Source organism: Nocardia bovistercoris (genome assembly GCF_015674855.1).
GTDB lineage: Bacteria > Actinomycetota > Actinomycetes > Mycobacteriales > Mycobacteriaceae > Nocardia > Nocardia bovistercoris.
The window spans coordinates 632266-655456 of the sequence record NZ_JADMLG010000003.1; the positions used below are offsets into that span (position 1 = coordinate 632266).

General features: G+C 67.5%; 18 protein-coding genes. 5 read left to right on the forward strand and 13 right to left on the reverse strand.

Translation table 11 applies throughout. The features are described from left to right. Positions 1-106: 106 nt before the first annotated feature. Positions 107-925, forward strand: coding sequence for an SAM-dependent methyltransferase (locus IT779_RS10960; RefSeq protein WP_196149113.1), 819 nt, complete (start codon positions 107-109; stop codon positions 923-925). A 148-nt stretch (positions 926-1073) separates the two neighbouring features. Here IT779_RS10960 and IT779_RS10965 read toward each other — a convergent pair whose 3' ends face one another. Further along, positions 1074-2123 carry a hypothetical protein gene (locus tag IT779_RS10965; protein ID WP_196149114.1) on the reverse strand — a complete coding sequence of 350 codons (1050 nt, stop codon included), beginning with the start codon at positions 2121-2123 and terminating at the stop codon, positions 1074-1076. Positions 2124-2381: 258 nt separating this feature from the next. Here IT779_RS10965 and IT779_RS10970 point away from each other — a divergent pair, with 258 nt between their 5' ends. Further along, complete coding sequence (locus IT779_RS10970) at positions 2382-3404, forward strand: alpha/beta hydrolase (protein ID WP_232541595.1); 1023 nt, start codon at positions 2382-2384, stop codon at positions 3402-3404. Positions 3405-3413: 9 nt separating this feature from the next. Here the strand turns inward: IT779_RS10970 and IT779_RS10975 are convergent, their stop codons facing one another. From IT779_RS10975 to IT779_RS10995, 6 genes are all read right to left on the reverse strand, one after another. After that, complete coding sequence (locus IT779_RS10975; protein WP_196149115.1) at positions 3414-4883, reverse strand: metallophosphoesterase; 1470 nt, start codon at positions 4881-4883, stop codon at positions 3414-3416. 334 nt (positions 4884-5217) lie between these two features. Next, positions 5218-7053: a cutinase family protein gene (locus tag IT779_RS10980; protein ID WP_196149116.1), complete on the reverse strand. Its 1836-nt coding sequence runs from the start codon at positions 7051-7053 to the stop codon at positions 5218-5220. 63 nt (positions 7054-7116) lie between these two features. After that, complete coding sequence (locus IT779_RS38475) at positions 7117-7251, reverse strand: hypothetical protein (protein WP_269781559.1); 135 nt, start codon at positions 7249-7251, stop codon at positions 7117-7119. A 512-nt stretch (positions 7252-7763) separates the two neighbouring features. Then, positions 7764-8654, reverse strand: coding sequence for a hypothetical protein (locus tag IT779_RS10985; protein WP_196149117.1), 891 nt, complete (start codon positions 8652-8654; stop codon positions 7764-7766). Between the two features lie 98 nt (positions 8655-8752). Next, on the reverse strand, positions 8753-9487 hold the full coding sequence (locus tag IT779_RS10990; protein WP_198428345.1) for an IPT/TIG domain-containing protein: 735 nt from the start codon (positions 9485-9487) through the stop codon (positions 8753-8755). 477 nt (positions 9488-9964) lie between these two features. Continuing rightward, positions 9965-11533, reverse strand: coding sequence for an FAD-binding oxidoreductase (locus IT779_RS10995; RefSeq protein WP_196149119.1), 1569 nt, complete (start codon positions 11531-11533; stop codon positions 9965-9967). A gap of 234 nt (positions 11534-11767) precedes the next feature. Between IT779_RS10995 and IT779_RS11000 the strand changes: the two genes are divergently transcribed. Further along, a complete protein-coding gene (locus IT779_RS11000) occupies positions 11768-12124 on the forward strand; it encodes a hypothetical protein (protein ID WP_196149120.1) in 357 nt (118 codons plus the stop codon). A gap of 13 nt (positions 12125-12137) precedes the next feature. Here IT779_RS11000 and IT779_RS11005 read toward each other — a convergent pair whose 3' ends face one another. The 3 genes from IT779_RS11005 to IT779_RS11015 form a co-directional block, all read right to left on the reverse strand. Then, positions 12138-12590 carry a hypothetical protein gene (locus IT779_RS11005; protein ID WP_196149121.1) on the reverse strand — a complete coding sequence of 151 codons (453 nt, stop codon included), beginning with the start codon at positions 12588-12590 and terminating at the stop codon, positions 12138-12140. Between the two features lie 436 nt (positions 12591-13026). Next, positions 13027-14382, reverse strand: coding sequence for a hypothetical protein (locus IT779_RS11010; protein WP_196149122.1), 1356 nt, complete (start codon positions 14380-14382; stop codon positions 13027-13029). Positions 14383-14476: 94 nt separating this feature from the next. Further along, positions 14477-15460, reverse strand: a complete 984-nt coding sequence (locus tag IT779_RS11015; RefSeq protein WP_196149123.1) for a LacI family DNA-binding transcriptional regulator — start codon at positions 15458-15460, stop codon at positions 14477-14479. A 231-nt stretch (positions 15461-15691) separates the two neighbouring features. Between IT779_RS11015 and IT779_RS11020 the strand changes: the two genes are divergently transcribed. Then, positions 15692-16708: a phosphotransferase gene (locus IT779_RS11020; protein WP_196149186.1), complete on the forward strand. Its 1017-nt coding sequence runs from the start codon at positions 15692-15694 to the stop codon at positions 16706-16708. A 158-nt stretch (positions 16709-16866) separates the two neighbouring features. Here the strand turns inward: IT779_RS11020 and IT779_RS11025 are convergent, their stop codons facing one another. From IT779_RS11025 to IT779_RS11035, 3 genes are all read right to left on the reverse strand, one after another. Then, positions 16867-18204 (reverse strand): lipase family protein, encoded by a 1338-nt coding sequence (locus tag IT779_RS11025; RefSeq protein WP_196149187.1) that lies wholly within the window; start codon positions 18202-18204, stop codon positions 16867-16869. Between the two features lie 218 nt (positions 18205-18422). Further along, on the reverse strand, positions 18423-19088 hold the full coding sequence (locus IT779_RS11030; RefSeq protein ID WP_196149124.1) for an RloB family protein: 666 nt from the start codon (positions 19086-19088) through the stop codon (positions 18423-18425). Continuing rightward, complete coding sequence (locus IT779_RS11035; protein ID WP_196149125.1) at positions 19085-20365, reverse strand: AAA family ATPase; 1281 nt, start codon at positions 20363-20365, stop codon at positions 19085-19087. Before IT779_RS11035 ends, IT779_RS11030 begins: the two co-directional genes overlap by 4 nt. Before the next feature lie 315 nt (positions 20366-20680). Between IT779_RS11035 and lon the strand changes: the two genes are divergently transcribed. Then, on the forward strand, positions 20681-23020 hold the full coding sequence (gene lon / locus IT779_RS11040; protein WP_232541654.1) for an endopeptidase La: 2340 nt from the start codon (positions 20681-20683) through the stop codon (positions 23018-23020). The last annotated feature ends 171 nt before the right edge of the window (positions 23021-23191 follow it).

Genomic DNA, 23191 nt, shown 5'->3' on the forward strand with positions numbered 1-23191 from the left:
CGACTCCGACGCGGACACCCGTCGACGGTGACCGAAATGCGCAATCCGGCGGCGAAGATGTCGGTCACGCCCGGCGGGCTCGCGCGCGGACAGTAATGTGACGGCAATGAGCCGGGATACCGAAGACGGCGCGACGCCGCGGACCCAACGGGTGCCCGTCGGCGCCGATCCCACCAAGCCGAACGCGGCGCGCGTCTACAACTACATGTTGGGCGGCAAGGACAACTACGAGGTCGACCAGATCCTCGCGCACCAGATGCTGTCCGTGGCGCCCGATACCAGGACAACCGCCTGGTTCAGCCGCCGATTCCTTTTGCACGCGGTCGAATTCGCGGCCGAAGCGGGCGTGCGGCAGTTCATCGATATCGGCGCGGGCATCCCGATCTCGCCGAACGTGCACGAGATCGCCCAGAAGATCGAGCCGTCGGCGCGCGTGGTCGCCGTCGACTACGATCCGGTCGTGCATGTGCACAGCAACGCCCTGCTCGGCAGCACGGCCGGGGTGACCGCCGTACTGGGCGACATCCGCCGTCCCGCGGCCATTCTCGAACAGTTGCGCGCCGAAAGGCTCATCGACTTCGACCAACCGGTCGCGATCCTGATCGTCGGCGTCCTGCACTACATCATGGACGACGAGGACCCGGCGGGCATCATCGCCACCTTGCGCGATGCCGTCGCGCCGGGCAGCTATCTGGCTTTCACCCACGCCACCGTCGACACCCACGCCGACTTCATCGACCGCTCGTCGAGTTCGACGGCGGGCAGTTCGGCGCAGCCCCGCTACCGCACCCGTGACGAGGTGGCGGCCCTGCTCGAGGGCTTCGACGTGCTCGAACCCGGCGTGGTCACCGTGCAGGACTGGCTCGACGACGACCTGCCCGCCACCAAACTCGTCGTCCTCGGCGGCATCGGCCGCACCGTCTGAACGTTCAGGGCGCGGCGGCGCGGGCCACCCAACTCGCCGTGCTCCGCGGTGGCCGCACCGCATCGAATACTCGAGGCGCAACGCACAACACGGCGGCGTGAACCACCGAAACCCGTCGTCCTCGGCGTCGGCCGCACCGCTCGAATACTCAAGGCGCAACGCACAACGCGGCGGCGCGGGCCACCATCGCGTCCGCGACGGTGCGCGGACGACGACCGAGTCCGCACGCGCTCGCGACGCCGTCCACCGGGCGACCCAGTGCGTCCTCGATCATCCGCAGGGTATCGAGCTGCGCTGTCCACGAGGGTGTTTCGTGTACGCATCCGGCGATGAACCGGGTTCCGGGCGGTAGGTCCAGCTCGCGTAGTGGCGCGTAGAACCTCGCGTCGGTGGCGGGCGGGACGGCGCCCGCCGCGAGCGGGCCGTGTAGGTACTCCAGCGGTCGCCCCGAAGGCCACTGACGCACAACGGAATTCGCCAGGTCGACGAGTGGGCGGGCGTCTCGCGGTATCGCGCGAGACCGGTTGTTCATACTGCCGAGGCACAGGTGCACGCCGAATCGGGTACCCGAGGGCGCGGCCGCGGCCAGTGCCGCGATGTTCTTTCCGAGTCCGACGGCCGCGTCCGCGATCCGGTGCAGCGGCCGGGCTTTCACCATGGAGATCATCTCGGCGGTCGCCTCCAGCTGCACGACGACATCGTCACCGGCCGCCGCTCGGATCGCGGCGATATCGCGGACCGTCGCATCGCGAAAGGCGGCGCGGTGCGCGCGGATACCGCCGGGTCCCAACGCGATGAAGGCCAGGGTGAAATCGGTAGGCATGCCGATCTGGAGGGCAAGGCCGGGCAGGTCGCGTTCCGCGCGGAACCGCCGGAACAGCGGCAAAGCCTCCTCGGCCTCGCGCCGGTAGCCGAGTTCCATTGCCTCGCCTGTCAGTTCGACACCATCCGGAACGCGATGGATCGTCCGCTCACGACTCGACCGAGCCGTGCCGTGCCGCTTGACCTCGAGCACCCCTTGGGCGACGAGATCCTCGATGATCGGCGTGATGTACCACTCGTACCGACCGGTCTCCCCCGTGGGCAAGCTGAACAGACGCGAACCCGCGCCGTCGAGTATCGCCCGCATCGCCTCCTCGGTACTCCCCGCCGGGAAACTGCCGACGAAATGCGCCACCCGCGCGCCCGAGTCGTACATGGCAGATCGAACCTCTCCAGAACTCCCGCCGACCGCCGTGGTCGACCGTGCGCACAGATGCACGCACATATGACGGGAGCATGGCACAAACCCTTGCCGCGCGATAGCTGAGCCGAGAACGCGCTGCGCACCGGCGATTCCACCCGCACCCGCGATCGGTTCGCCCTGCGCGAGCTCTTGCGCACCGCACGGATCGCCCGCTAGCCTCCGTCACCGGAAGAGGCATGTCACACGCCGATACCGCAGGGAGTGCAGCACTTGCGAAGCTCGATCCGAGCCGCGGCCGCGGCCGCCGTGGCGGCACTGCTGTGTCTCACGCCCGCCGTTGCCGAAGCCGAACCCACTGCGCCACAAGATAATTGCCGCGACATCGGCTTCCCCGTACCGCAGGGCACGCTGGCCGCCACCCTGTGCCTGCCCGACCGCCCGACCGACACCGTGATGGTGCTGATGGCAGGCTCCAACTACAACCACACCTACTGGGATTTCCCCTACGAACCGCAGACCTACAACTTCCGACGCGCCATGAACGCCGCCGGATACGCGACCCTGGTGGCCGATCGCCTCGGCAACGGCGCGAGCAGCCGACCGCCGAGCCTGTCGCTCACCGCCACCGCCACCGCCGACGCCTTGCACGGCATCGTTGGTGCGCTGCGCGGCGGAGTCGCGGGCGCAGCGCCGTTCGGCAAGGTCGTCACCGCGGGGCATTCGCTGAGTTCGGGCACCTCGGTGATGGAGGCCACCGCCTATCGCGACGTCGACGGCGTACTGCTGACCGGCTATTCCCACGCACTGAACATCCCCGAAGTGCTCGGCGTCATCGGCACCTACCACCCCGCCGCCGATGACCCGGTATTCGCCGGGCGCGACCTGGATTCCGGCTACCTCGTCACCAGACCCGGTACACGCGAACAGAACTTCTTCGGCGCGGGCAATGTCGACCCGCGTGTGCTCGCGCTCGACGAGGCGAGCAAGGAGACCTTCTCGCTCACCGAATACCCCGACGGCCTCACCTCGACGCTGCCGGGCATGTCCGCCCGCATCGACGTCCCGGTACTCCTGGTGAATGGCAGCCTGGACCGATTGTCCTGCGGCCCGGCCTATTCCGTCTGCCGGGACAGCGCCGCCCTGTATGCCGCCGAGGCGCCCTACTTCTCCCCCGCCGCCCGGCTGCGCACCTACGTTCTGCCCGACAGCGGACACTCGGTGAACCTCGCCCGCAATACCGCCGGCTACCGCGAGGCCGTCCTCGACTGGATGAAAGCGACTGTGGGCGAATGACTTCCGAGTTCAGCGATGGGCAACGGTTGGCACGCCGCGATGTCGGGTCCGCAGCGCGGGCGCGTTCGACTTGCGGGCCCGCCTGATCCCCGACATGTCGCGGCGCACCACGTGATTGCGGTCGGCGAGCGACCCGAGACTGTAGCGCTGCTGCAGCCCGAACAGCTGGGTGCGGGTGCGTGCGCTCCAGCGCCGCGCGGCGGCCGTCCGAGTGGTCTGGAAGGTGACCATGTACCCGCCCTCGTAGAGCCGCAGCAGCGCGTAGCCGGTCGGGTATTCCTTGATCGAGGCCACTTCGAGGAATTCCACCGGGACGGCGGTGTCGGGGCGGGTGCGCCGGTTGCGGTGCGTGTGACCGCTGTGGTGCAGGAACACCCCCGGCGCGCGCTCGTAGAGCTGGTGCAGCGTCGCGCCGTCGCGTCGGTTCAACACGAAGCCGGGGCCGCCGAGATTGCTCATACCGGACTCGCGCGTCACCGGGTGATGTCCGAAAACCAGGGTGGGACGGTCGGGTTCCGCGCGCAGCAGGGTGCGCAGCCGCGACATCTGGTCGGCGTCGATGCCGCCGCCCGCGCCGTCGAGGTCGGTGGTGTCGAGTCCGATCACCCGCAGCCCGTCGAGGTCGTAGTCGTAGAGCCGCTGCCTCGGCAGGAAATACGGCCCCCAGCAGTCGTGGTGTTCGGTACCGGACAGCCGGACGCCCGACTGCCAGTGCGCACCGACGCGCGGCCGGTCGTGATTGCCGCGGCACACCAACAGGTCCCGGCCGAATTCGCCGAAGGCGTCGAGCCGGTCTCGCAGCGCGCGCGATTCGGTCGGGCGGCCGTCGCTGGTGAGGTCGCCCGCCAGGATCAGATGGTCCGCCGCGCGATCGGGTGCGCGCACGTCGGCCAACAGCGCGTCCAGCATGACCGCCGGATACGGCGGCATCCCCGGTTCCTGACGCACGCCGGTCGGCAGCACCGCCAGGATCTGTCCGCTCACCTCCTCGCCGTAGTGCAGGTCGTTGGCCAGCGCGAGGGTGCGCAGCAGTCGCCCCGGCGGCGGTGTGAGCGTGCGGAACTCGTGCCGCTGCTCGTCGTTCCACCAGCGCAGCGTCACCCCCGACACCGCGCGCACCCCGTTCGACCGCGCCTCGAACCAGTACCGCCGTCCCGGCTCCAGTCCGCTGATCTCGACATAGTGGAAAGCGGTCGGCGTCGGATCGAAATACACCACAGGCGGCGGCCTGCGCGAATCCGCGGGGCCGAGGGCGAGTTCGGTATCCGCCTCGACCGGACGCCACCGCCCGAGCGGGTCGGCCACGGCGGTCGTCCAGCTCACCGCGACGGACTGGTCGCTCACCGTGAGCACCTCGAGGTCGCGGGCCATCACCGCCTCGGAAGTGGACGCGAGCACAGTGAGTCCGCCCACCGGAAATGCGGCGACGGCGGTCAGAGCGGTGAGGACGGTCCTGCGGGAAGGCTCGTAACGGCCCATCGCAACCCCTGAGGTAGGTCTATCGACGGCGACGAGCGTATCGACCCGATCGTTACGGTCCGTGAACACCGGTTGAGCCGCACCGGTCCGTTGACCGCCGGTTTCCTGAATGAGCCACACCGCACGTCATCGGCAGTTCACGAGCCATTCCATCCGAGCCATCCCGTCGCATCGAGCGGAACCACCCGCGGTGGCCCGAGTTCGCGCCTCATGAACTCGGGCCGCCCACGCGATCAGCTTCACACATCAGGGTCGTCCCACACGCGCCCCCATACCCGCGATCCGGCCGCACCCCATCGAGACTCGCCTCACACGCGTTGGCGGGCGCACCCGCTCACGAGTCGTCTCGCACACGTGAGTCGGCTTCGGATCCGCCCACCCCGCTCCGCGGTGCGCCCCGTCGCGGGCGCGGCGGCGCGGTTACGGTGGTGCGGCCCGAGCGGAGGAACCCGATGCCTCGCGTGCGAGGCACGGGACGCAGCAGGTATTCCGGCCGCACGCGGCGCGCGTAGTAGCTCGCCGAGACCGCGCACACGACCATGCCCATCAGCAACAGCAGCGCGTGCAGATACGTGCGCTGCCCGTTCTGGGGCCGCGAGGTGGTGTCCGACACCGGGCGCACCCGATGCTCCGAATTCACCGGCACACTCGCACCGCTCGGCGGCGCGTACCGCTCGGCCGGCGCGGATTCCTCGATCGGCACGAGCGGGGTGGTGTCGGGAGCCGGATCGTTCGAAGCGGAGTCGGGGACGATGGACGGCGGTGTCGGCGGAATCCGGTGCACGGCGAGATCCTCGGCGACCGCCGTGAACCAGTTCAGCACCAGCCCCGTCGCCGACTCCCCGTCTGCCGCGAAACCCGCGTTCGGATAGTCCCGGTGGCGGCGCACCGCGTCGGTGTAGCGCGCCCACAGCACCGGATCGAGCAGTTCGCTCGCGTCGGCGCCCAGATACCCCAAGGCGTCGAAGGTCTTGGTGACCAGATCGAAGACGGTGCGCCGCGGCAGCGGGCGACGCGCGGCGGCGATGATCGTGGTCACCACGCGCTCGATGCCGCCGAGCGGATCGGTGGCCGTCGCGATGGCCGCGACCTCGTCCGGGGTGAACGCCATACCGACGATCGCCAGCAGGGTGTTGAGTGCGCTGGTACCGAGTTTCAGTGCGGCGGCGCGCATTTCGGCGTCGGCCTCGACGCGCGGGTCGGCCGCTTCGGCGAGGCGGACGCTCAGCGGCTTCTCCGGCCGCAGCGACAGCGTGCCGAGGGAATAGCCGCGCAGATCGTGATTGACGACCGCGGCCGCGGTGCGCCCGACCGTCTCCCCCACCGCGTCGGAGATGGAAGTGAGCGAACCGAGCGGGTCCGAGGCGACCAGATCGGCTTGGCCGAGAATATTGACGACCATGTGCAGTAGCGGCGCGCCTGCGGGCGCGTCGCAGGCGAGGTCACCCGGCAGGCACAGGGACGCCACACGACCGGTCAGCGCCCCGAAATCGTCCGCGATATCGCTCAGCGGGCCGATGCCGCCGCCGGACGGGCCCTCGGGCGCGAATTCGGGGACGGTATCCACCTGCGCGCCGGTGGTTCCCGGCGCGGGATCGGGTCGCTCGCGGCCGGGGAGTCCGGGGAAGGTCGGCGCGCCGGGCGTGCGCGTCGGGTCGGCGAGCAGCGCGACCGAGGCGACCCGGTCGGGCGCGACCACACCCGCACCGCGCCCCACTTCCCGCGCGAACATCGAAACAACATGTGCCCCTTGGGAATACCCGATCAATCCGAGTTGGGATCGCGGACAGCGAGCCGCGATCTCGCCTGCCATCTCCCGCAGCCGCGCCAAACCCGCACTCGCCGAGGCGGAATACGGTATCCGCGCACCCGGCACCGCGCCACCGAAGCCCGCCGCGTAAGGCACGTACGCGCGCGCGACCACACGACCGTCGCCGACGCCGTGCAACGGACCGAGCACCAACGCCAGCATGCCGGAATCCTCGCCGACGGCGGAGTCCGGCGAGGACTGGCCGGTCCCCTGCACACCGAGCACGACGAGGCCGGGACAGGCGCCGGAATCCAGGACGCTGTCATCGGCGACGGTGACCGCCGCCGCCGCGGCCTGCACGGCCACCGCGACGACGAGCACGCGGATCGAACGCCGCACCGCACGACGGGCACACTTCATCCGTACCTCCGATTTCACGACAGCGGTGGCGGGTGAGCGGCGGACGACGATGCGGCGGGCCCGCTAGGGAACCAGCAGTCCGATCACCAGATCCAGTACGGCGCCGACCAATTGGCCGAGCACGCTCAACAGCATTCCGTGTCCTCTCACCACCGGGCGCCACGCGTGCGCGGCGCCCGCGACAAACGGGCGTACCACACCGGAATGCCCACCTCGTTCGGCACGTCGAGCGTGTCCGAGGCGGGCATCCGAGCCGCTTCACACGGCGCGGCGGAGATTCTCGCGCGATCGAGCGCGACGCGAGATCTCCGCCGGTGCGAGGGGTCAGAACAGCGCGCCCCCGAGGCCGGTGATCACACCGACCAGGCTCGTCACGACATTGCCGACCACGCCGAGCAGACCACTGAGCAGACCCATTCTTCTCGCCTCTTTCGTCGAATTTCGATGTCACGCCCGGACGAACGTCCGGACTTTCCGTGATCGCACCGCACCGGCACGGCATGCGCGAGATTTCCTGCCGGAGCGGCACAACCATCTCGTATTCGGCACCGGAGCGGTAAAGGATGGCCTGTCGCGGGCCGAATCTATTCTGAATTCCGCGATTTCCGGATATACGAAGCGGCACACGGAAATCCCCAATTCGACTTATTACCCACGGGCCCCGCATTCCAAACCACCGGCGCGCCGAATTTCACTTCGGCGCGCGCGGTTCAGGGTTCGCGGGGTGGCGCCACGAGCAACGTCACCAAGCCCGAGGTCTGGTCGGAGTGCGCGCGGACGCCGACGACCGCGACGAACTCCCGATCGCCGACCTGCTCGTGCAGCGCATTCCACTGATTCGCCAGGAACCAGCCCGCACCCGCCGCGCCACGCGTACCCGGCCCCGCGCAATGGAACCAGTACCGACCGGGATACAGCCGCGGACTCGGCCGCACGCGGGCGACGAGACCGATGTGGCGATCGCCGCCCGCGTCGAAACGGGCGCCGTCGCTCAACTCCACGTGGTCGATCGTCTCGCCGCGCCCGACCCCCAGCGTGAACAGCGGATGCTCGGCCATCAGCGAATACCGGGCGGCGCCCGCGGCGCCGAAGGTGATGTACTGGCGGTCACCGCGCACGGCGACCTCGCGATCGTTGCGGAAATCCACGCGCAGACCGGTATTGCGCTGCAACAGCGCCGACACATACAGCAGCCCGCGCAGATCGCCCTCGGGCACCATCACCGCCGAGCCGCCGCGAGCGGGATAGACCAGAGTCGCGCCGTGCTCGACCATATCGGCGCCGAGGAACGCCTCGAGCTCGCTGTCGACCGGTGTGGACGGCCGGTGCCCGCGCGCGCCCGAGGGAATGATGTCTGCCATCTGGAACAGTCTCTCCACGGTCCAGCCGGGGAACATGCGCTGGAGCACCTTGCGGTGGTAGTCGCGCGGCAGCCCGACCATGCGGCCCGACAACCATTGGTAGTACTGCGCTTTCGCCGGCCCGTGCCCCGGCGGCACCGGCGGGTCGAGTTGCGCGGCGCATCGATCGTAGACGGAGAGAAAATCCGGATGACTCGTCAGATGACGCTCCGCCAGCAGCATTTTCAACACGGTCGGCACCGCGAACCCCCTCGCCCCTGCGCGTGCGCGCACGCGTCGTTCCACCGTCGAGCGCCCCGCGCCTCGGTCGTCACCGACGGCGCTGGATGCGCTTCGCCTCAGATGTAGGTGTACACGACACCTGTGCCCGCACCACCGGTTCCGGCGACCGTGACCTGCACCGTGCCCGTTCCGGGTGGCGCGACGGCCGTGATCTGGGTGTCGGAATCGATGGTGAACGAGGTCGCCGTGCCGCCGAACCGCACCGTCAACGGACCGCTGAAATCGGTGCCGGTGATCGTGACGGCGGTGCCGCCCGCCTCCGCACCCGATGCGGGCGAGACCGCCGTGACGTTCGGCACCACCACGTACACGTAGGTCACCGCGCCGCTCACGCCGCCGGGCGCGGTGACCGTGACCGCCGCGATCCCGGTGCCCGCCGGTGTGACAGCGGTGATCTGGGTGTCGGAGTCGACCGTGAACGAGGTCGCGGGTGTGCCGCCGAAGTCGACCGCGGTCACGTCGGTGAGACCGGCGCCTGTGAGTACCACGGTGGTTCCACCCGCGGTGGCGCCCTGACTCGGCGTGATGTCGGTGAGCGCGGGCACCGCGAGGTAGTCGTAGGTCACGGCATTGCTGACGCCGTTCGCGTCGGTGACGGTGACCTGCGCGGCGCCGACCGCTCCGCCGGGCGCGATCGCGGTGATCCGCGTATCCGAATCGAGCGTGAAAGTGGTTGCGGTGGAGTCGAATAGAACCGTGGTGGCGCCACCGAACCCGGTACCGGTGATGACCACGCTCGTGCCACCGGTCGACGGGCCGGAAGTCGGCGCGAGAGAAGTGATGGTAGGCATGGCTCTGCCTCCTCTTGTTGCGATGAATGTGAACTCCCCGACCCGGGTCGTCCAGTTCTCGAACCGCCCCGGTACTTCCATTAACACCCTTGCGGCGGTGTCTGGCAACGAATCTCTGATCCGGTTTTGTCCGTTTTCGCATTCGTTGCCGGAGGAAGTGGAGGCTTGCCTCCATGGTGCCACATGACACCGCGAATCCTTGCCGCACTGGATATTTCGTCGACACTACTGCGGTGAGCAGAAGGTTAGCCATCACAACATCCGACGAACGGGACGGTCTGTTCACGACGAATTCGACCACCACCGGACACGGATATTCACCCCGCATTCGAGTAGTCGTCCTGTTACATAGACGGTTTCACATCAACGGCCCCGACAACGAAGGGCTGGAACGTCATTCGGTCCGGCGCGACCGTGACCCGATCGAGACCGACTCCGGGGCCGGAAAGTCGGCCCCCGAGACGGTAACGGCGTCGTTCACCAGTCGGGTCGGCCGACGGACAGTTTGTGCTGGAACAGATTCGCCGGATCGTACTGCGCCTTGACGCGGGTGAGGCGGGGATAGTTGGCGCCGTAGTAAAGGGTGTGCCACGGCACGCCCGAAGTGTTCCAGCGCGGATCGGCCATGTCGGGATCGGGGTAGTTGATGTAGCTGCCGCCGTTGGCCGCGTTCGGCGCGGGCACGCCGCCGGTGCCCGCGTAGACGTCGCGGAACATCTCGCGCGCCCACGCCACATAGCGCTCGTCGTCGCCGGGCACCCGCCAAGCCGCGTGGACGAGCATCTTCATGAACGAATCGCGCGCGGACACGGCGGTGGCGTCGGGGGCGACGGCATTGGTCCGGCCACCGAACGGCATGAATTCCAGCTGGGATTCGCCGAGGAAACGAATATCGGTGAGATAGCGGTACAGGGTGCGCAATTGGTCCGTCGAATACGAGGTGCGCAGGTACGCGGATTTCACCTTGACCCGGAATCCCGGCATACCCTTCGCGTAATAGACATTCGCGAGGGTGTCGGCGTAGGAGGCCGTGGTCGGTGGCAGCACCACCGGACCGGGAACGACATCCCGCGACACCGCCGCGACGAATTCGTCGAACAGCGCGCCCGCGTCGGGCCGGTCGGCGTCGAGCAGGATCAGCACGTCGGAGGGCCCCGCGATACCGGGCCGGATGTGCAGCGGCGCGTACAGGCCCGCGAACGGATCGTCGGGTGCGCTGTGCTGTTCGAAGAAAGCGAGATAATTGCCGACGAAACGGATGAACGATTCCTCGGTGGCCAACGGCAGCACCAGCCGGGTATTCAGCATGCTGCCCGGCGGCTTCGGCAGGGCGCGCGCCGGATCCGCGCCGTCGGCCTCGGGCGAACGCAGCAGATATTTGGTCACGACACCGAAATTGCCGCCACCGCCGCCGGTGTGGGCCCACCACAGATCCGCGTGCGGGCCGTCTTTGGTCGCCAGCACCGTCGTCGCGGATCCGCGCGCGTCGACGGTCACCACCTCGACTCCGTACAAATGGTCGGCCACCAGGCCGAACCGCCGCGACAGCGGACCGTACCCGCCGCCGCTCACGTGACCGCCTGCACCGACCCCCTTGCAGATGCCCGCGGGCACCGTGACACCCCAACCGCCGAGCAGCCGTTCGTAGACCGAGCCCAGATCGGCGCCGGGTTCGACGGCGAACGCGCGCTGCGACTCGTCCCAGGACACCCCGGCCAGACGCTGCAGGTCCACGATCGCCCCGGTCCGGTCGTTGTCCACGAAATCGTCGAATCCGTGCCCGCCGGACCGCACCGCCAACGGCAGCCCATCGCCCACCGACCGTTCGACCGCGACCCGCACCTCCTCCGCGTTCGCGGGCACGAAGATCTGCCTCGGGCGCGCGGTGAACCGCCGGTTGTAGCCGCGCGTGGTCAACGCCGCGTACTCGGCCTCACCCGCCCGCACCACCTTCACGTCCGCGGCGTTCGCGGCCCCCGCACCGAGAGCGGTCGCGGCGGCGCCGACCATGGGCGCCGCGAGGAAGCTCCGGCGAGACAACGGCATAACGGATCCCCCTCGGGTCACGTGTGCATACGGGCGCACCAGACAGTAGCCGGTCGCGCCGCGCCGCGTGCGACCTCACCCCGCACGGCCGATCCGAGTTGCGAACATCACGACAACGCAAGGATTTCCGAACGTTCGAACGATACGGGACCGATCCCGCCCCGACTACCGTGCGAGCGAGGACAATTCTCCTCCCCTCGCCACATCCCGCTGTCTTCGCCGAGGAGGACGAAAATGCACGCCGCGGACCCGAAACCACTGGTCATCGCGCATCCGCCGGACGCGATCGACACCTACCGCGCACTCCGGTTCGGCATCGTCCTCGTGGTCGGACTCATCGCGGTCGCGCAGTTCGCCGAATGGCTGGCCGACGGCGACGTGTCGACCTCGATCAGCGCCTCGTTCTACACCTCGGTGCACGGGATATTCGTCGGCGCCCTGTTCGCCGCGGGCACCTGCCTGATCATCTATCGCGGCAACTCCGACATCGAGGATTCGGTGCTCAACTTCGCCGCACCGTGCAGTCATTCGGTCCATGGTTACGGCGATCCGACAGATACGCCTACCGTGTGGACCTGCTCGACATCGTGAAAACCCGGTCCGGCTAGTGGAATTCGGGTCGCCCGGTGAGGATTCGGTCGCGCCAGGCAGCGGGTTCGCGGACATACCATGCGGCGCTGTCGCCGTCGAAGGTGACGCGCAGCAGATCGCGACTCACCGTCTTGCCCGCGTGCGAGCGAACGAGGTCGACATCGGTGACCGAGGCGAGCGAGATCTCCAGTGGCGCATCCGAACCGATGCGCTGGAACCACAGGCGTGTTCCGGTCAGCACGAGGGGGCCGTTGCCGCGGATCTGGAGTCCGGCTTTGGACGCCAGCCCGAAGAAGTTGGCCATCGGGTCGGTGCGTAGCGCCTCCCCTGGCGCGAAGGTGGCGGCGATGGTCTCCTGCGCGGACCGACGCGCCTTCCCGAGCGCCACACGCGCGACGATCACGACGACGGTGAGCACGACCACGACGATGGCGGCCACCAGGAGCACGATGTCGAGAACACCCATCGCGGCAGCTTAGCTCTGTTTATTTGGCGGCGCCTGCGGCGCCGCGGGTTCGCGGCCCTGGGGGTCTCGCGTCCCAGCGTTCGATACTTGCTCCTGCGTCGCATTGTCTCGAACGCTGGGACGCGAGACGGCCGCGAACCGTCGCTCGTCGGGCTCGCTCCCGAGTGGGCTGGGGTGGGGCTTGGAAGGAGACGCTTGGGGGGTACCGCCAGTGGTGGTGGTTGGCGGTATCGGGGGCGAGCGGTGGTGGTCGGGGGGGTATCGGGCGAGCGGTATCGGGCGAGCGGTATCGGGCGAGTGGTGGTGGTTGGGTTGAGGTGGGGCGTGAACGGTGGTTGGCGGGCTGGCTCCTGGTGGGGTTGGGGGTTGCGGGTTTGGGGTTTTCAGCATGCATCGGGGGTAGGAAAGATGCAAGCATGATCGCTTGTTTTTGGGGTTACCAGCCGAAGAGGAGTAGGTGGGTCAGGCCGACGCCTAGGCCTAGTAGGGCTCCGTGTAGGTAGAGGAGCCAGGCGTCTTGTTCTACCGAGGCGTAGAACATCTCCATGAACTCGCCTGGGCTCAGTAATTGCAGCTTGCGTGCCGCGAATTCATCGATCTTTTGTGCCTGCTCCAGGGCGAATTCCTCGTCTTGCATCACGCTCGGCGCCAGGCCGACCGCTGCGCCTGCCGCGCCGACTTTCAGATTGTCGAACTGTCGTTTGCCGAATGCCGCGCGCACCATCGGGGTGGTTGGGCCGAGTTGGCGGTGGATCTCGTCGGAGACCAGGCGCTCGATCAGCTGCCGTGTCTTGTCGCCGTTCGGGCCGTCGAGGAGTTCGTGTGACAGGTTCGGGAGCGTCAACACCTGGTAGGCGAGGATATGTGCGAGGTCGGTTGCCGCTTGTGGCTGGCGTTTGGCCAGTAGGGCCTGCTTCCACAGGTATTTGTAGCGGGGCTGTGGATCGCCGGGTTCGAAGACCATCTTCACGGCGATCACGTTCACGATCACGCCGATGGCGGCGGCGCCTGCGAGCACGATCACCCACGTGGGCAGCCAGCCGATTACCGGAATGTTGTGGTGGACGTGCAGGTACAACGCCATGAGCAGGCCGAACGGTGCGCCGAGCAGACCGATCCTGACCATGAATCGCAATTCCGGTGCGGCGATCGTGGTGGTCAGGTCCTTGAGGATGGTCGGATTTCCCTGTAGGTAGCGGATCACGAAACTCTTGATATCGATCAGATGGTCGATATTGTCGCCGAGCGATTCGAACGCGCGTCTGGTCAAACGCGGCAGCTCCCGGTCGACTCGCTGGTAGACGACCTGTTTCATCTGCTTGGGGACCGTGCGCCACAGGTCCGGATTCTCCCGGTACATGATGTCGTCGACGATCGATCTGACCTGCGAGCGGGCGTTTTCGGCGATGTAGTCGGCGATGCCCTCGAGGTCTAGCTCGTGAATGAAATCGCGTGGACTTCCGATGCGGAGCAGCGCCTTGTCGACGCAGATGCTCGCCATCTTCTCGGCCCGCGCCGGAATGAATCCCTGGAATCCGAAACGGCGGCCGTCACCGGAGAAGGTGGGCAGCACCTGGACTCGTCTCGGGAAATACGGGTAGAGCACGGCCAAACCGGGGACGCGCACGCCGCGGAATCGGTCCGGCCAGAACAACATCAGCACGCCGGTCCAGTTCGTCAGCCAGCCCGCGAGCGCGCTGAAGATCGGGAAGGTGATCAGATCGACCACGAATTTCGACTGTCCGGTCAATTCCTCCCAATCGATGAACACGCCCGAGGCGAGTGTCGTCATCGTGGAAGCCCCCTGATCCGGCCTTGTCCGAGTTGGTGGGACTCACCGTCTCATCAGCTCGTCCCGGGTGTCAACGCGGCCTGCGCGCTCGCGGCTATACCGAGTCGCGGTCGATGAGTATCGCGAATTCGCCGTGCTCCTCGGCGGGCTCGTGGGGGAGGCCGAGTGCGCTCATCATCGAATCGACCGCGGTGTCGACGATGGCGGCGGCGCGGAAGCCGACCGTGGTCAGCGGCGGGTCGCTGACGATGCCGAGACCGATGGCGTCGACTCCCATGACCGCCAGGTCCTGGGGGCAGCGCAGCCCGGCCCGGCGGATGCCGTGCAGGACGACGAAGGCGGTCTCGTCGCTCTGCGCGCAGACGGCGGTCACGCCGCGTTCGGTCCAGGACCTCACGATCTCGGCGGCGTTCGCGCCGTCGGCGCCGACTTCACCGACGACGGGGTCGGGCAGTTCGTGGTCGCGGGCGGCGACGCGCAGGCCCTCCAGCCAGTAGTCGCCGAACAGTCGGAGTTTGGGGTCGTCGGAGTAGGCGAATCCGAGTCTGCGGTGTCCGTGGGCGAGCAGGTGGCGCACCCGCAGCCGCCCGACTTCGAGGTGCAGTGCCGCCAGGGTGTGCAGATTGGCGCTGCCCAAATGGATCTGGGGTAGGCCCGCGGCGCCTGCCAGGTCGAGTGCCGCGCCGGTGAGCGGGAAGACGCCCGCGACGGCGATGGGATCGAGTCCGGCGATGGCCTCGGCGATGTTCGCGCCGTCCTCGGTTTCGAATTGCAGCGACATCACGATGCCGTGGCGGGCCAATGCCGTGGTCAGGCGGCTGCCGACCTCCATGGCGAGTGCGCCGAGCGCCATCTGCGGCACGATGTAGAGCACCAGGCCGCTGCCGCCGATCACCAGGTTCCGGGCGGCGAGGTTCGGCCGGTAGCCGAGCGCGGCCGCCGCCTCCCGCACGGCTCGCTGGGTCTGCGGCGAGATCCGTTGTCCGGCGACGTTGTTGAGCACGTAGCTAACCGTCGCCGTCGATACCTTCGCCAGTCTGGCGACATCGGCCCGCGTCGGTCTTGCCGACCGTTTCACGCCAACTCACCGCCTCCGAACCGGCCCCTGCTACGTCCCGACCAGCATCATCGCACGGCCGACCGCGCGCGCCGCCACGGCTGTGTCGCACTCTGGACGGCGACCACTTACGCGAGTAAGTTGAGAATCTGCTTCTCAAATCTGGAGAAGCCGAATTCGAACGAAGGAATCGCGGTGGCTGTCGAACATTCGCCGATCCCAGCGGACTGGGACCAGATCACTCCGGAATGGATGACCACCGTCCTCGGAGACCGTCATCCCGGCGTCCGAGTGACGTCGATCGAGGTCGCGTTGCGTGACGACGGCACCAACCGCCGCGCCCGTCTCGCCCTCACCTACGACGGGACGCCGGGTCCGGAGTCGGTCTTCGTCAAGGCCGCCGACCCCGCGCACAAGGAACTGATCAAACTCACCAGCGGCATGTTCCACGAACCGCGACTCTTCGGCAGCGGCGTGCCACTGCCCGTCGAACACCCGGCCGTGTTCGCCGCGCTCATCGACGAAGACGCCGAGGACTTCCTCCTGGTCATGGAAGACCTCACGCTGCGCGACGCCGACCCGCGCGACGCCACCCGGCCGCTCACCGTCGACCAGGCCGCGAACGGCGTGCGCGCGCTGGCGCGACTGCACAGCCGATTCTGGGGATCGCGCCTGCGCGAGCGGCCTGATCTCGAATGGCTCGAACCGTTCCGGCCATGGGACGGGATGGAGATCGCCCCCTTACCCGCGGCGATCGCGGCTCTCGGCCCGGACGCGCCACCCGCCGTGACCGCGCTCACCATCGGCGAACTGATCGAGGACATCTGGAAGCCCTACATTCGCAGCCTCACCGCGGGTCCGCAGACCCTACTGCACGGCGACGCTCATATCGGCAACACCTACCTCATCGACGACACCCACGTCGGATTCCTGGACTGGCAGGTGGTTCGGCGCGGACACTGGTCGCTCGATCTCGGCTACTTCCTCCAGGGCGCGCTCACGATCGAGGACCGTCGCGCCGCCGAAGACCGCATCCTCGACGACTATCGCGACGCCCTCGAACTCCCCGCCGGGGAGAAACCGACGCGGGCGGAGATCCGCCAGGGTTACCGGGCTTCCGTCGCGCACGGCCTCACGCTGTGGCTGTGCACCGCGAGTGCGGGCGAACTCTGGCAGCGTCCCGATATCGCTATCGCCCTCGCACGCCGCTACTCGGCCGCCTACGCCGACCTCGAAACCGCCGCGGCGCTGCACGACCTCGCCCGCTAGATTTTCCGCGGCCGAGCGGGAGACAGCCGTTGTCCCGGAGCATCGCCACGCCGAAGGGGCGATGCTCCGGGAGCGGCGAGGCTTCGGAGAAGGTCGTCCCGGATACGACGATGGCGGGCCGACACCTTTCGGTGCGGCCCGCCACGCGTGTGCGTCGATCAGTCGATGGTGCAGCCGGTGAGGGGCTTGTCACCGAGGCGATCGAGCAAGTAGGTGACGGCGTTGTCGGGACCGAACCCGTCGATCAGTTCCGGCCCGAAGTGGCCGGGAAGCACGCTGCCCGGCAGGATCGGTGGCAGTTCGTTGGTACGGAAGGTGACCGTCGCGCCCTTCGCGCACCAGTCGGAGGCGAGCTGACGGGCTTGGCCGTACGGCACCGCGTCGTCGTTGCGACCGCTGGTGATGAGCACCGGCGACGCGGGGGTCAGATTGCCGATCTTCATCTCGTCCAGCGCGGCCACGGCCTCGGGCAGTTCCGCGATGTGCTCGCTCAGCGAACGGCCGTCTATGGTCATCGAATTCGTGCGCATGAACGGGTGTTTCATGATCACGTCGGCGATGCACGAAGTGCTCAACTCGTTCAGCAGCCCGATACCGGACGGGCTCGAGATCTTCCTGATGGAGTCGTTGATCGCGGGGTAGCGAGCGGCCAGCGCGTTGATGGCGAAGCCGATGGCGCCGCTGATGAGGGAGCCGTCGATGCGCGGCGTGATCGCGCCGAGATCGGCGGTCGGCCCACCGGCCCAGGTGCCCTTGAGGTTGAGTTCGGGCGCGTAGTCGGGGGCCATCTCCACGGCCGCCGCGGTCGCGCCGCCGCCCTGTGAGTAGCCCCACAGCACCGTCGGGGTGTCCGATCCGACCCCGGCGAGCGCGTTGGCGGCGCGTACGCCGTCGAGCACGGCTTGGCCGGATTCGATCCGGTTGCCGTAGGTGTGGATACCGGGGGTGCCGAGGCCGATGTAGTCGGTGACGAGGACCCGCGCGCCGAGCGCGCTCCACACCGCCGACGCGGGCAGTTCCTGGTTCGCCGAAATTCCGAGCGACGGGTCGGTGAGCAGCGCGAGGCCCGTGGAGAACGCCACCGACATCGCGCACTGGTCACCCTGGCCCGAGGTACCGGGGGCGATCACGACGGTCGGCCGAGGACCGGGACCGGACCACGGCACCGCCGCGTCGATGAACGTGCCGCTGACCGCGACCGGCGACCCGTCCTGTAGTCGACTCGTGTACATGACCAGCTGCGCCTTGCCCGGCCAACCCGCCGATGTCGGCGCCGTGATGTACAGCGGCATCGGCTGGGTCTTGACGATCGAGCCCGGCGCCGATGGGATCTGCGCGGGCGGCGTGTAGAAGCTGCTGACCGGCGCGGCCGCCGCCTCCGGCACGCCGACGCCGACCCCGCCCGCCGCGGTGAAGCACGCCGCCGCCACCGCGACCGCGAATGAAGCGGCACAACGTCCCCATAGCGATCGGCCCCGACCGCGCTGTCCGTACATCTGCAACTCCCATGAGATCCCCGGCGCCATCGCCGGTGTGTCCAACGCCGCACCGCGACCCGAGACATGACACGGGTCACCAAACGACTACCAGACAGTAACTTAGTTACCGAAATTTTGCGAGAACCCCCCGACTCACATCGTTCGAAATCCGCTGTGAGCGAAGTATCCGTGCAGGTCTGTGCGGTGAGCGACACTCTCGTAGTCGAATGGCCGTCCTACGGGTGTGTGGCGGTCCGCAGGTTTTCCATCGCGGACCGTACTTCCTGGCGAAGGTGGGTCACGAACAGGTCCACGGAGGATGAGGGGTTGTCGTCCGGGAACTCTGTGCCATCCCTACGGTGTTTCTCCCGGAGAGACTGCGCGTGGCGGACAGCGTCGTCCGCGAGTTTCATGTAGAGGGGACCGTCGAGATGTTTGCCATCTGATCCGTCGAGTTCACGTCGGAGCTGTATTGCCCCATCGGTCGAGATATGACCTGCGTGGCGACAGTGGTGAAGGATCAGCCAGATCTCGAAGCACGGGTTGCTGATCGCCAAACGGACGCCATTGTCCGTCGCCATTTGCCTTGCCCGATCGAGGTGGGGATGATTTTGTGGGAATTCCACATCGAATACACACCAATAGAAATCGATGTCGAGGTCGGCGCGGCGCTTGTCGGCGCAGGCGCTTTCCACGAGGCGCATCGGTGTGGCCCCGGCTTCCTCGATCGACACATCCACGGACACAGCTTCGGTGAACTCGGGTAGCCGTTTCAGTGCGTCGATGTACTCGGGTTCGGTCGACTTTCCTTCCGCGTAGACCGGAAAGGTGGTTCGCACCGGTTTGGTTTCGGTTCTGCGCTTCAGGGGCTTCCCCTTCTTGCCCCGGTCCTTCGCGCTCATCCGATCAGTCCCAGATCTTGCAGGACATCAAGGCGGGACACGTCAGGCAGCGCACCGAAGCGCCCGCTCAGATAGCCACTCTCCAGGTTCGCCGATCGGCGAACTCGCTCGCCCGCGAAATCGGAGAGAGCGGCGAAGCGTGTCGAGCCGTTCGACTCCTTCTGAGTCAGCCATACCTCGTCGCGGTTGAGGTGATTCAAGAGGTTGGTGTCGTGCGAGGTGAACACGAGTTGAGCGCCGTGCGGGTTGGACTTGTGGCCTTTGAATAGTTCGACGAGGCGAGCCGTAAGTGTCGGGTGCAAACTGGCATCGAGTTCATCGAAGAGTATGACCGCGCCGCTTCGCAGTGCCATGAGCACCGGTCCGATCAGTTCGAACCAAGCTTGAGTTCCGGCCGACTCGTGCTGATACTCGAACGGCAATCGTTCTTTGTCGGCGACGTGGACAAGTTGCGGTACTCGTCGCGTGACGGTACCGCTTCGCTCGGATTCGATTCGGGTTTCCTCGATTTCGACATCTGCCACGCCGAGATCGGCGAGCTGGAGCAATGCGATCGCGTGTCGGCGAGTCGATTGCCATTCTTGCTCGTCGAACTCTGTTTCACCCGGCAGCGCGTCGTCGAAATCTCCCTCTCGTGGTGGATCGAACAGGCGCAGCGTCGAGTGCATTGTCCGGGCGGGACTGCGTCGCAGGCCGCTGAGAGGTTGCCCCATCGCGGTGATGCGAAGGAGGGTTCGAGCGAAAGCCGAGGTGGTCGGCTCGTCGAAGCGTCGCATGATGGACAGCGCGAGTGACCGGTCGGTGAGGAGCGTTCGGGTGCCCGCGAGCTCACCGAGGCCGCGCTGGAGCACGAGCTCGTTCGCCTCGCGCTCGAAAACCCTTCGCTTGCGTCCTTCCGGATAGTGGAAGAGTGCCTCGTAGCTGACTCGATGCCTTCCGACATCCAGGAGATACTCGAAGCGGATCCCGCCGATCTCCAGCTCCAATGCGAACGAAGAGTCTTGGCTTTTCCGGTCGCCGAAGGCGAATGGTTCGACCGGGATCTCGTCGTCCCATCCACGCAACGAATGTCGCACCGCTGACCGCAGCCAGGCCAGTGCCGCCAGCACATTCGATTTCCCGGAGGCGTTGGGACCGAAGATGCCTGCGACCGGTACCAGGGAAGCGCCGAACTTCGGATGGATCCGTACCTCCGGTCTGTCGTCCACCGCGACCATCGACAACTCCGCCGGCTCGACGATCGAGCGGAAGTTCTCCACTTCGAACCGGATGAGCATCGCGCCACCTCACTACATTCAAATGGGTGTTTTCGTCCAAAAGATACCAAAATCCGACTCTGTCAGCGCTCGATCGGGGATTGGATCAACAGCGCTTCTGTCCTTGATCTCCGCGCGAGACTGCCGTCCGGTAGCAGGTTCGCGCTGTTGCGGACCTTGTTGGTTCCGCTGTGAGCGAAGTGGGGTTGGTGGGGGAACAACGGGGGTGGGGTGGGGGTTGAGTGGGTATCGCTCAAGTTTTGGAAGGGTCGAAACGTGACTACAGCTCAGAATCTGCCGGTGCTGTTCCTGACCGATCCGATCGTGCTGCCGGGCATGGTCGTGCCCATCGAACTGGATGAATCCGCGCAGGCGGCGATCGACGCCGCGCGGGCCGCGAAGACCGAGGCGGTGCTGCTCGCGCCGCGGCTGTCGGAAGGGTATGCCGCCTACGGCGTCGTCGCCACCATCGAACAAGTCGGTCGGATGCGCGGTGGCGCGCCCGCGGCCGTGTTGAAAGCCGAGCGGCGGGCGCGGATCGGGCACGGGGTCACCGGGCCCGGCGCCGCGCTGTGGGTTGAGGCCGAGGTGGTGGCGACGCCCGAACCCGACGGCCGGACCAGGGAACTCGCCGCCGAATACAAGAAACTCGTCGTCTCGGTGCTGCAACGGCGCGAGGCGTGGCAGGTCATCGATGCGGTCAACCAGCTCACCGATCCGTCGGCCATCGCCGACACGGCGGGCTACGCGCCGTACCTGACCGCCGACCAGAAACGTGAACTGCTCGAAACCCCGGATGTCACACAGCGTTTGACCACGCTCATCGAGTGGACGAAGGCGCATATCGCCGAAGCCGAGATCACCGAGAAGATCAGTGACGACGTGCGCGAAGGACTCGAGAAGAGTCAGCGCGAATACCTGCTGCGCCAGCAGCTCAACGCGATTCGCAAGGAACTCGGCGAGGACGAGCCCGACGGCGCCGACGACTACCGGACCCGCGTGACCGACGCTGACCTGCCCGACACCGTGCGCGAGGCCGCGTTGCGCGAGGTCGGCAGGTTGGAGCGCGCCAGCGATCAGAGCCCGGAATCGGGGTGGATCCGCACCTGGCTCGACACCGTCCTCGAACTGCCGTGGACGGTGAAAACCGCTGACAGCACCGATATCTCGGCGGCGCGCGCGGTACTCGACGCGGATCATCACGGTCTGGACGAGGTCAAGGACCGCATGGTCGAGTACCTGGCCGTGCGTGCCCGTCGCGCGCGGCGCGGGTTGGAGGTGGTCGGCGGACGCGGTTCCGGCGCGGTGCTTGTGTTGGTCGGCCCGCCCGGTGTCGGCAAGACCTCGCTCGGTGAATCCGTGGCGCGTGCGCTCGGCCGGAAGTTCGTGCGCGTCGCCCTCGGCGGTGTGCGCGACGAGGCCGAGATCCGAGGGCACCGCCGCACGTATGTCGGCGCGTTGCCGGGTCGGATCGTGCGCGCGATGAAGGAGGCGGGTTCGATGAATCCGGTCGTCCTGCTCGACGAGATCGACAAGGTCGGCTCCGATTTCCGCGGCGACCCGGCGGCGGCCCTGCTCGAGGTGCTGGATCCCGCGCAGAACCACACCTTCCGCGACCACTACCTCGACCTGGATCTCGACCTGTCCGACGTGCTCTTCATCGCGACCGCCAATGTGATGGAAACCATCCCCGGCCCGCTGCTCGACCGGATGGAACTCATCACCGTCGACGGCTACACCGAGGCCGACAAGGTGGCCATCGCACGCGACTTCCTGGTGCCACGGCAGCTGGACCGCAACGCGTTGACCGCCGACGAGGTGTCGATCACCGAGGAGGCGCTGCGCGAGATCGCCGCGAACTACACCCGCGAGGCGGGCGTGCGGCAGATGGAACGGCTGATCGCGAAGGCGCTGCGCAAGGCCGCGACGAAACTGTCCGAACCCGACTCGCTCGGCTACGACACCGAACTCGGCTACAACGGCGGCGTCGAGGAGATCGGCACGTCGACCGCACTGACGATCGGACTCGGCGACCTGACCGACTACCTCGGCCGACCCCGCTTCACCCCCGATTCGATGGAACGCACCTCGGTGCCCGGCGTCGCGACCGGACTCGCGGTGACGGGCGCAGGCGGCGACGTCCTCTACATCGAGGCCAACGCCGCCGAGGGCGAACGCTCGTTGACCCTCACCGGCCAACTCGGCGACGTCATGAAGGAGTCCGCGCAGATCGCGCTGACCTACGTGCGCTCGCACCTGGAAGAGATCGGCATCGAACCGTCGGTGCTCGACCGAGGCATCCACATCCATTTCCCGGCGGGCGCGGTCCCGAAGGACGGCCCTTCCGCGGGTGTGACGATGGTTACGGCGCTGGTGTCGCTGGCGTTGGGCAGGCAGGTGCGCGGCGATGTCGGCATGACCGGTGAGGTCACGCTGAACGGCCGGGTGCTGCCGATCGGCGGCGTGAAGCAGAAGCTGCTCGCCGCGCAGCGGGCCGGGTTGAAGACCGTGTTCATTCCGGCGCGCAACGAACCGGATCTGGACGAGGTCCCCGCCGAGGTGCTGGCCGCCCTCGATGTCCGTCCCGTCGCCGACGTGGCCGACATCCTCGCCTACGCCATCGAGCCGATGACGGAGGCGTCGCTGGATCGTCGGGCTTTCGCGGCCTCGGCGTAATCGGCCTGAGCGAGCTTCGGTCTGATCGGCCGAAACCAGAGGCCGGCACGGATTCTTTCGTGCCCGGCCTCTCGGGTCCTGTCACTCGGGCGCACAACAAGATGCCGGTCGACAACAGGTGTTCCGCCGACCACGCTCGCGGTATCGCCGTCGGCGTCCGTGACCGCTCTC

Coding starts and splice junctions, on each gene's coding strand:
- lon (WP_232541654.1), top strand. CDS start 20,681: ATGGTCGTGCCCATCGAACTGGATGAATCCGCGCAGGCGGCGATCGAC.
- IT779_RS11030 (WP_196149124.1), bottom strand. CDS start 19,088: ATGAGCGCGAAGGACCGGGGCAAGAAGGGGAAGCCCCTGAAGCGCAGA.
- IT779_RS10960 (WP_196149113.1), top strand. CDS start 107: ATGAGCCGGGATACCGAAGACGGCGCGACGCCGCGGACCCAACGGGTG.
- IT779_RS11000 (WP_196149120.1), top strand. CDS start 11,768: ATGCACGCCGCGGACCCGAAACCACTGGTCATCGCGCATCCGCCGGAC.
- IT779_RS11005 (WP_196149121.1), bottom strand. CDS start 12,590: ATGGGTGTTCTCGACATCGTGCTCCTGGTGGCCGCCATCGTCGTGGTC.
- IT779_RS11035 (WP_196149125.1), bottom strand. CDS start 20,365: ATGCTCATCCGGTTCGAAGTGGAGAACTTCCGCTCGATCGTCGAGCCG.
- IT779_RS10980 (WP_196149116.1), bottom strand. CDS start 7,053: ATGAAGTGTGCCCGTCGTGCGGTGCGGCGTTCGATCCGCGTGCTCGTC.
- IT779_RS10975 (WP_196149115.1), bottom strand. CDS start 4,883: ATGGGCCGTTACGAGCCTTCCCGCAGGACCGTCCTCACCGCTCTGACC.
- IT779_RS11020 (WP_196149186.1), top strand. CDS start 15,692: ATGACCACCGTCCTCGGAGACCGTCATCCCGGCGTCCGAGTGACGTCG.
- IT779_RS10995 (WP_196149119.1), bottom strand. CDS start 11,533: ATGCCGTTGTCTCGCCGGAGCTTCCTCGCGGCGCCCATGGTCGGCGCC.
- IT779_RS11025 (WP_196149187.1), bottom strand. CDS start 18,204: ATGTACGGACAGCGCGGTCGGGGCCGATCGCTATGGGGACGTTGTGCC.
- IT779_RS10990 (WP_198428345.1), bottom strand. CDS start 9,487: ATGCCTACCATCACTTCTCTCGCGCCGACTTCCGGCCCGTCGACCGGT.
- IT779_RS11010 (WP_196149122.1), bottom strand. CDS start 14,382: ATGACGACACTCGCCTCGGGCGTGTTCATCGATTGGGAGGAATTGACC.
- IT779_RS10965 (WP_196149114.1), bottom strand. CDS start 2,123: ATGTACGACTCGGGCGCGCGGGTGGCGCATTTCGTCGGCAGTTTCCCG.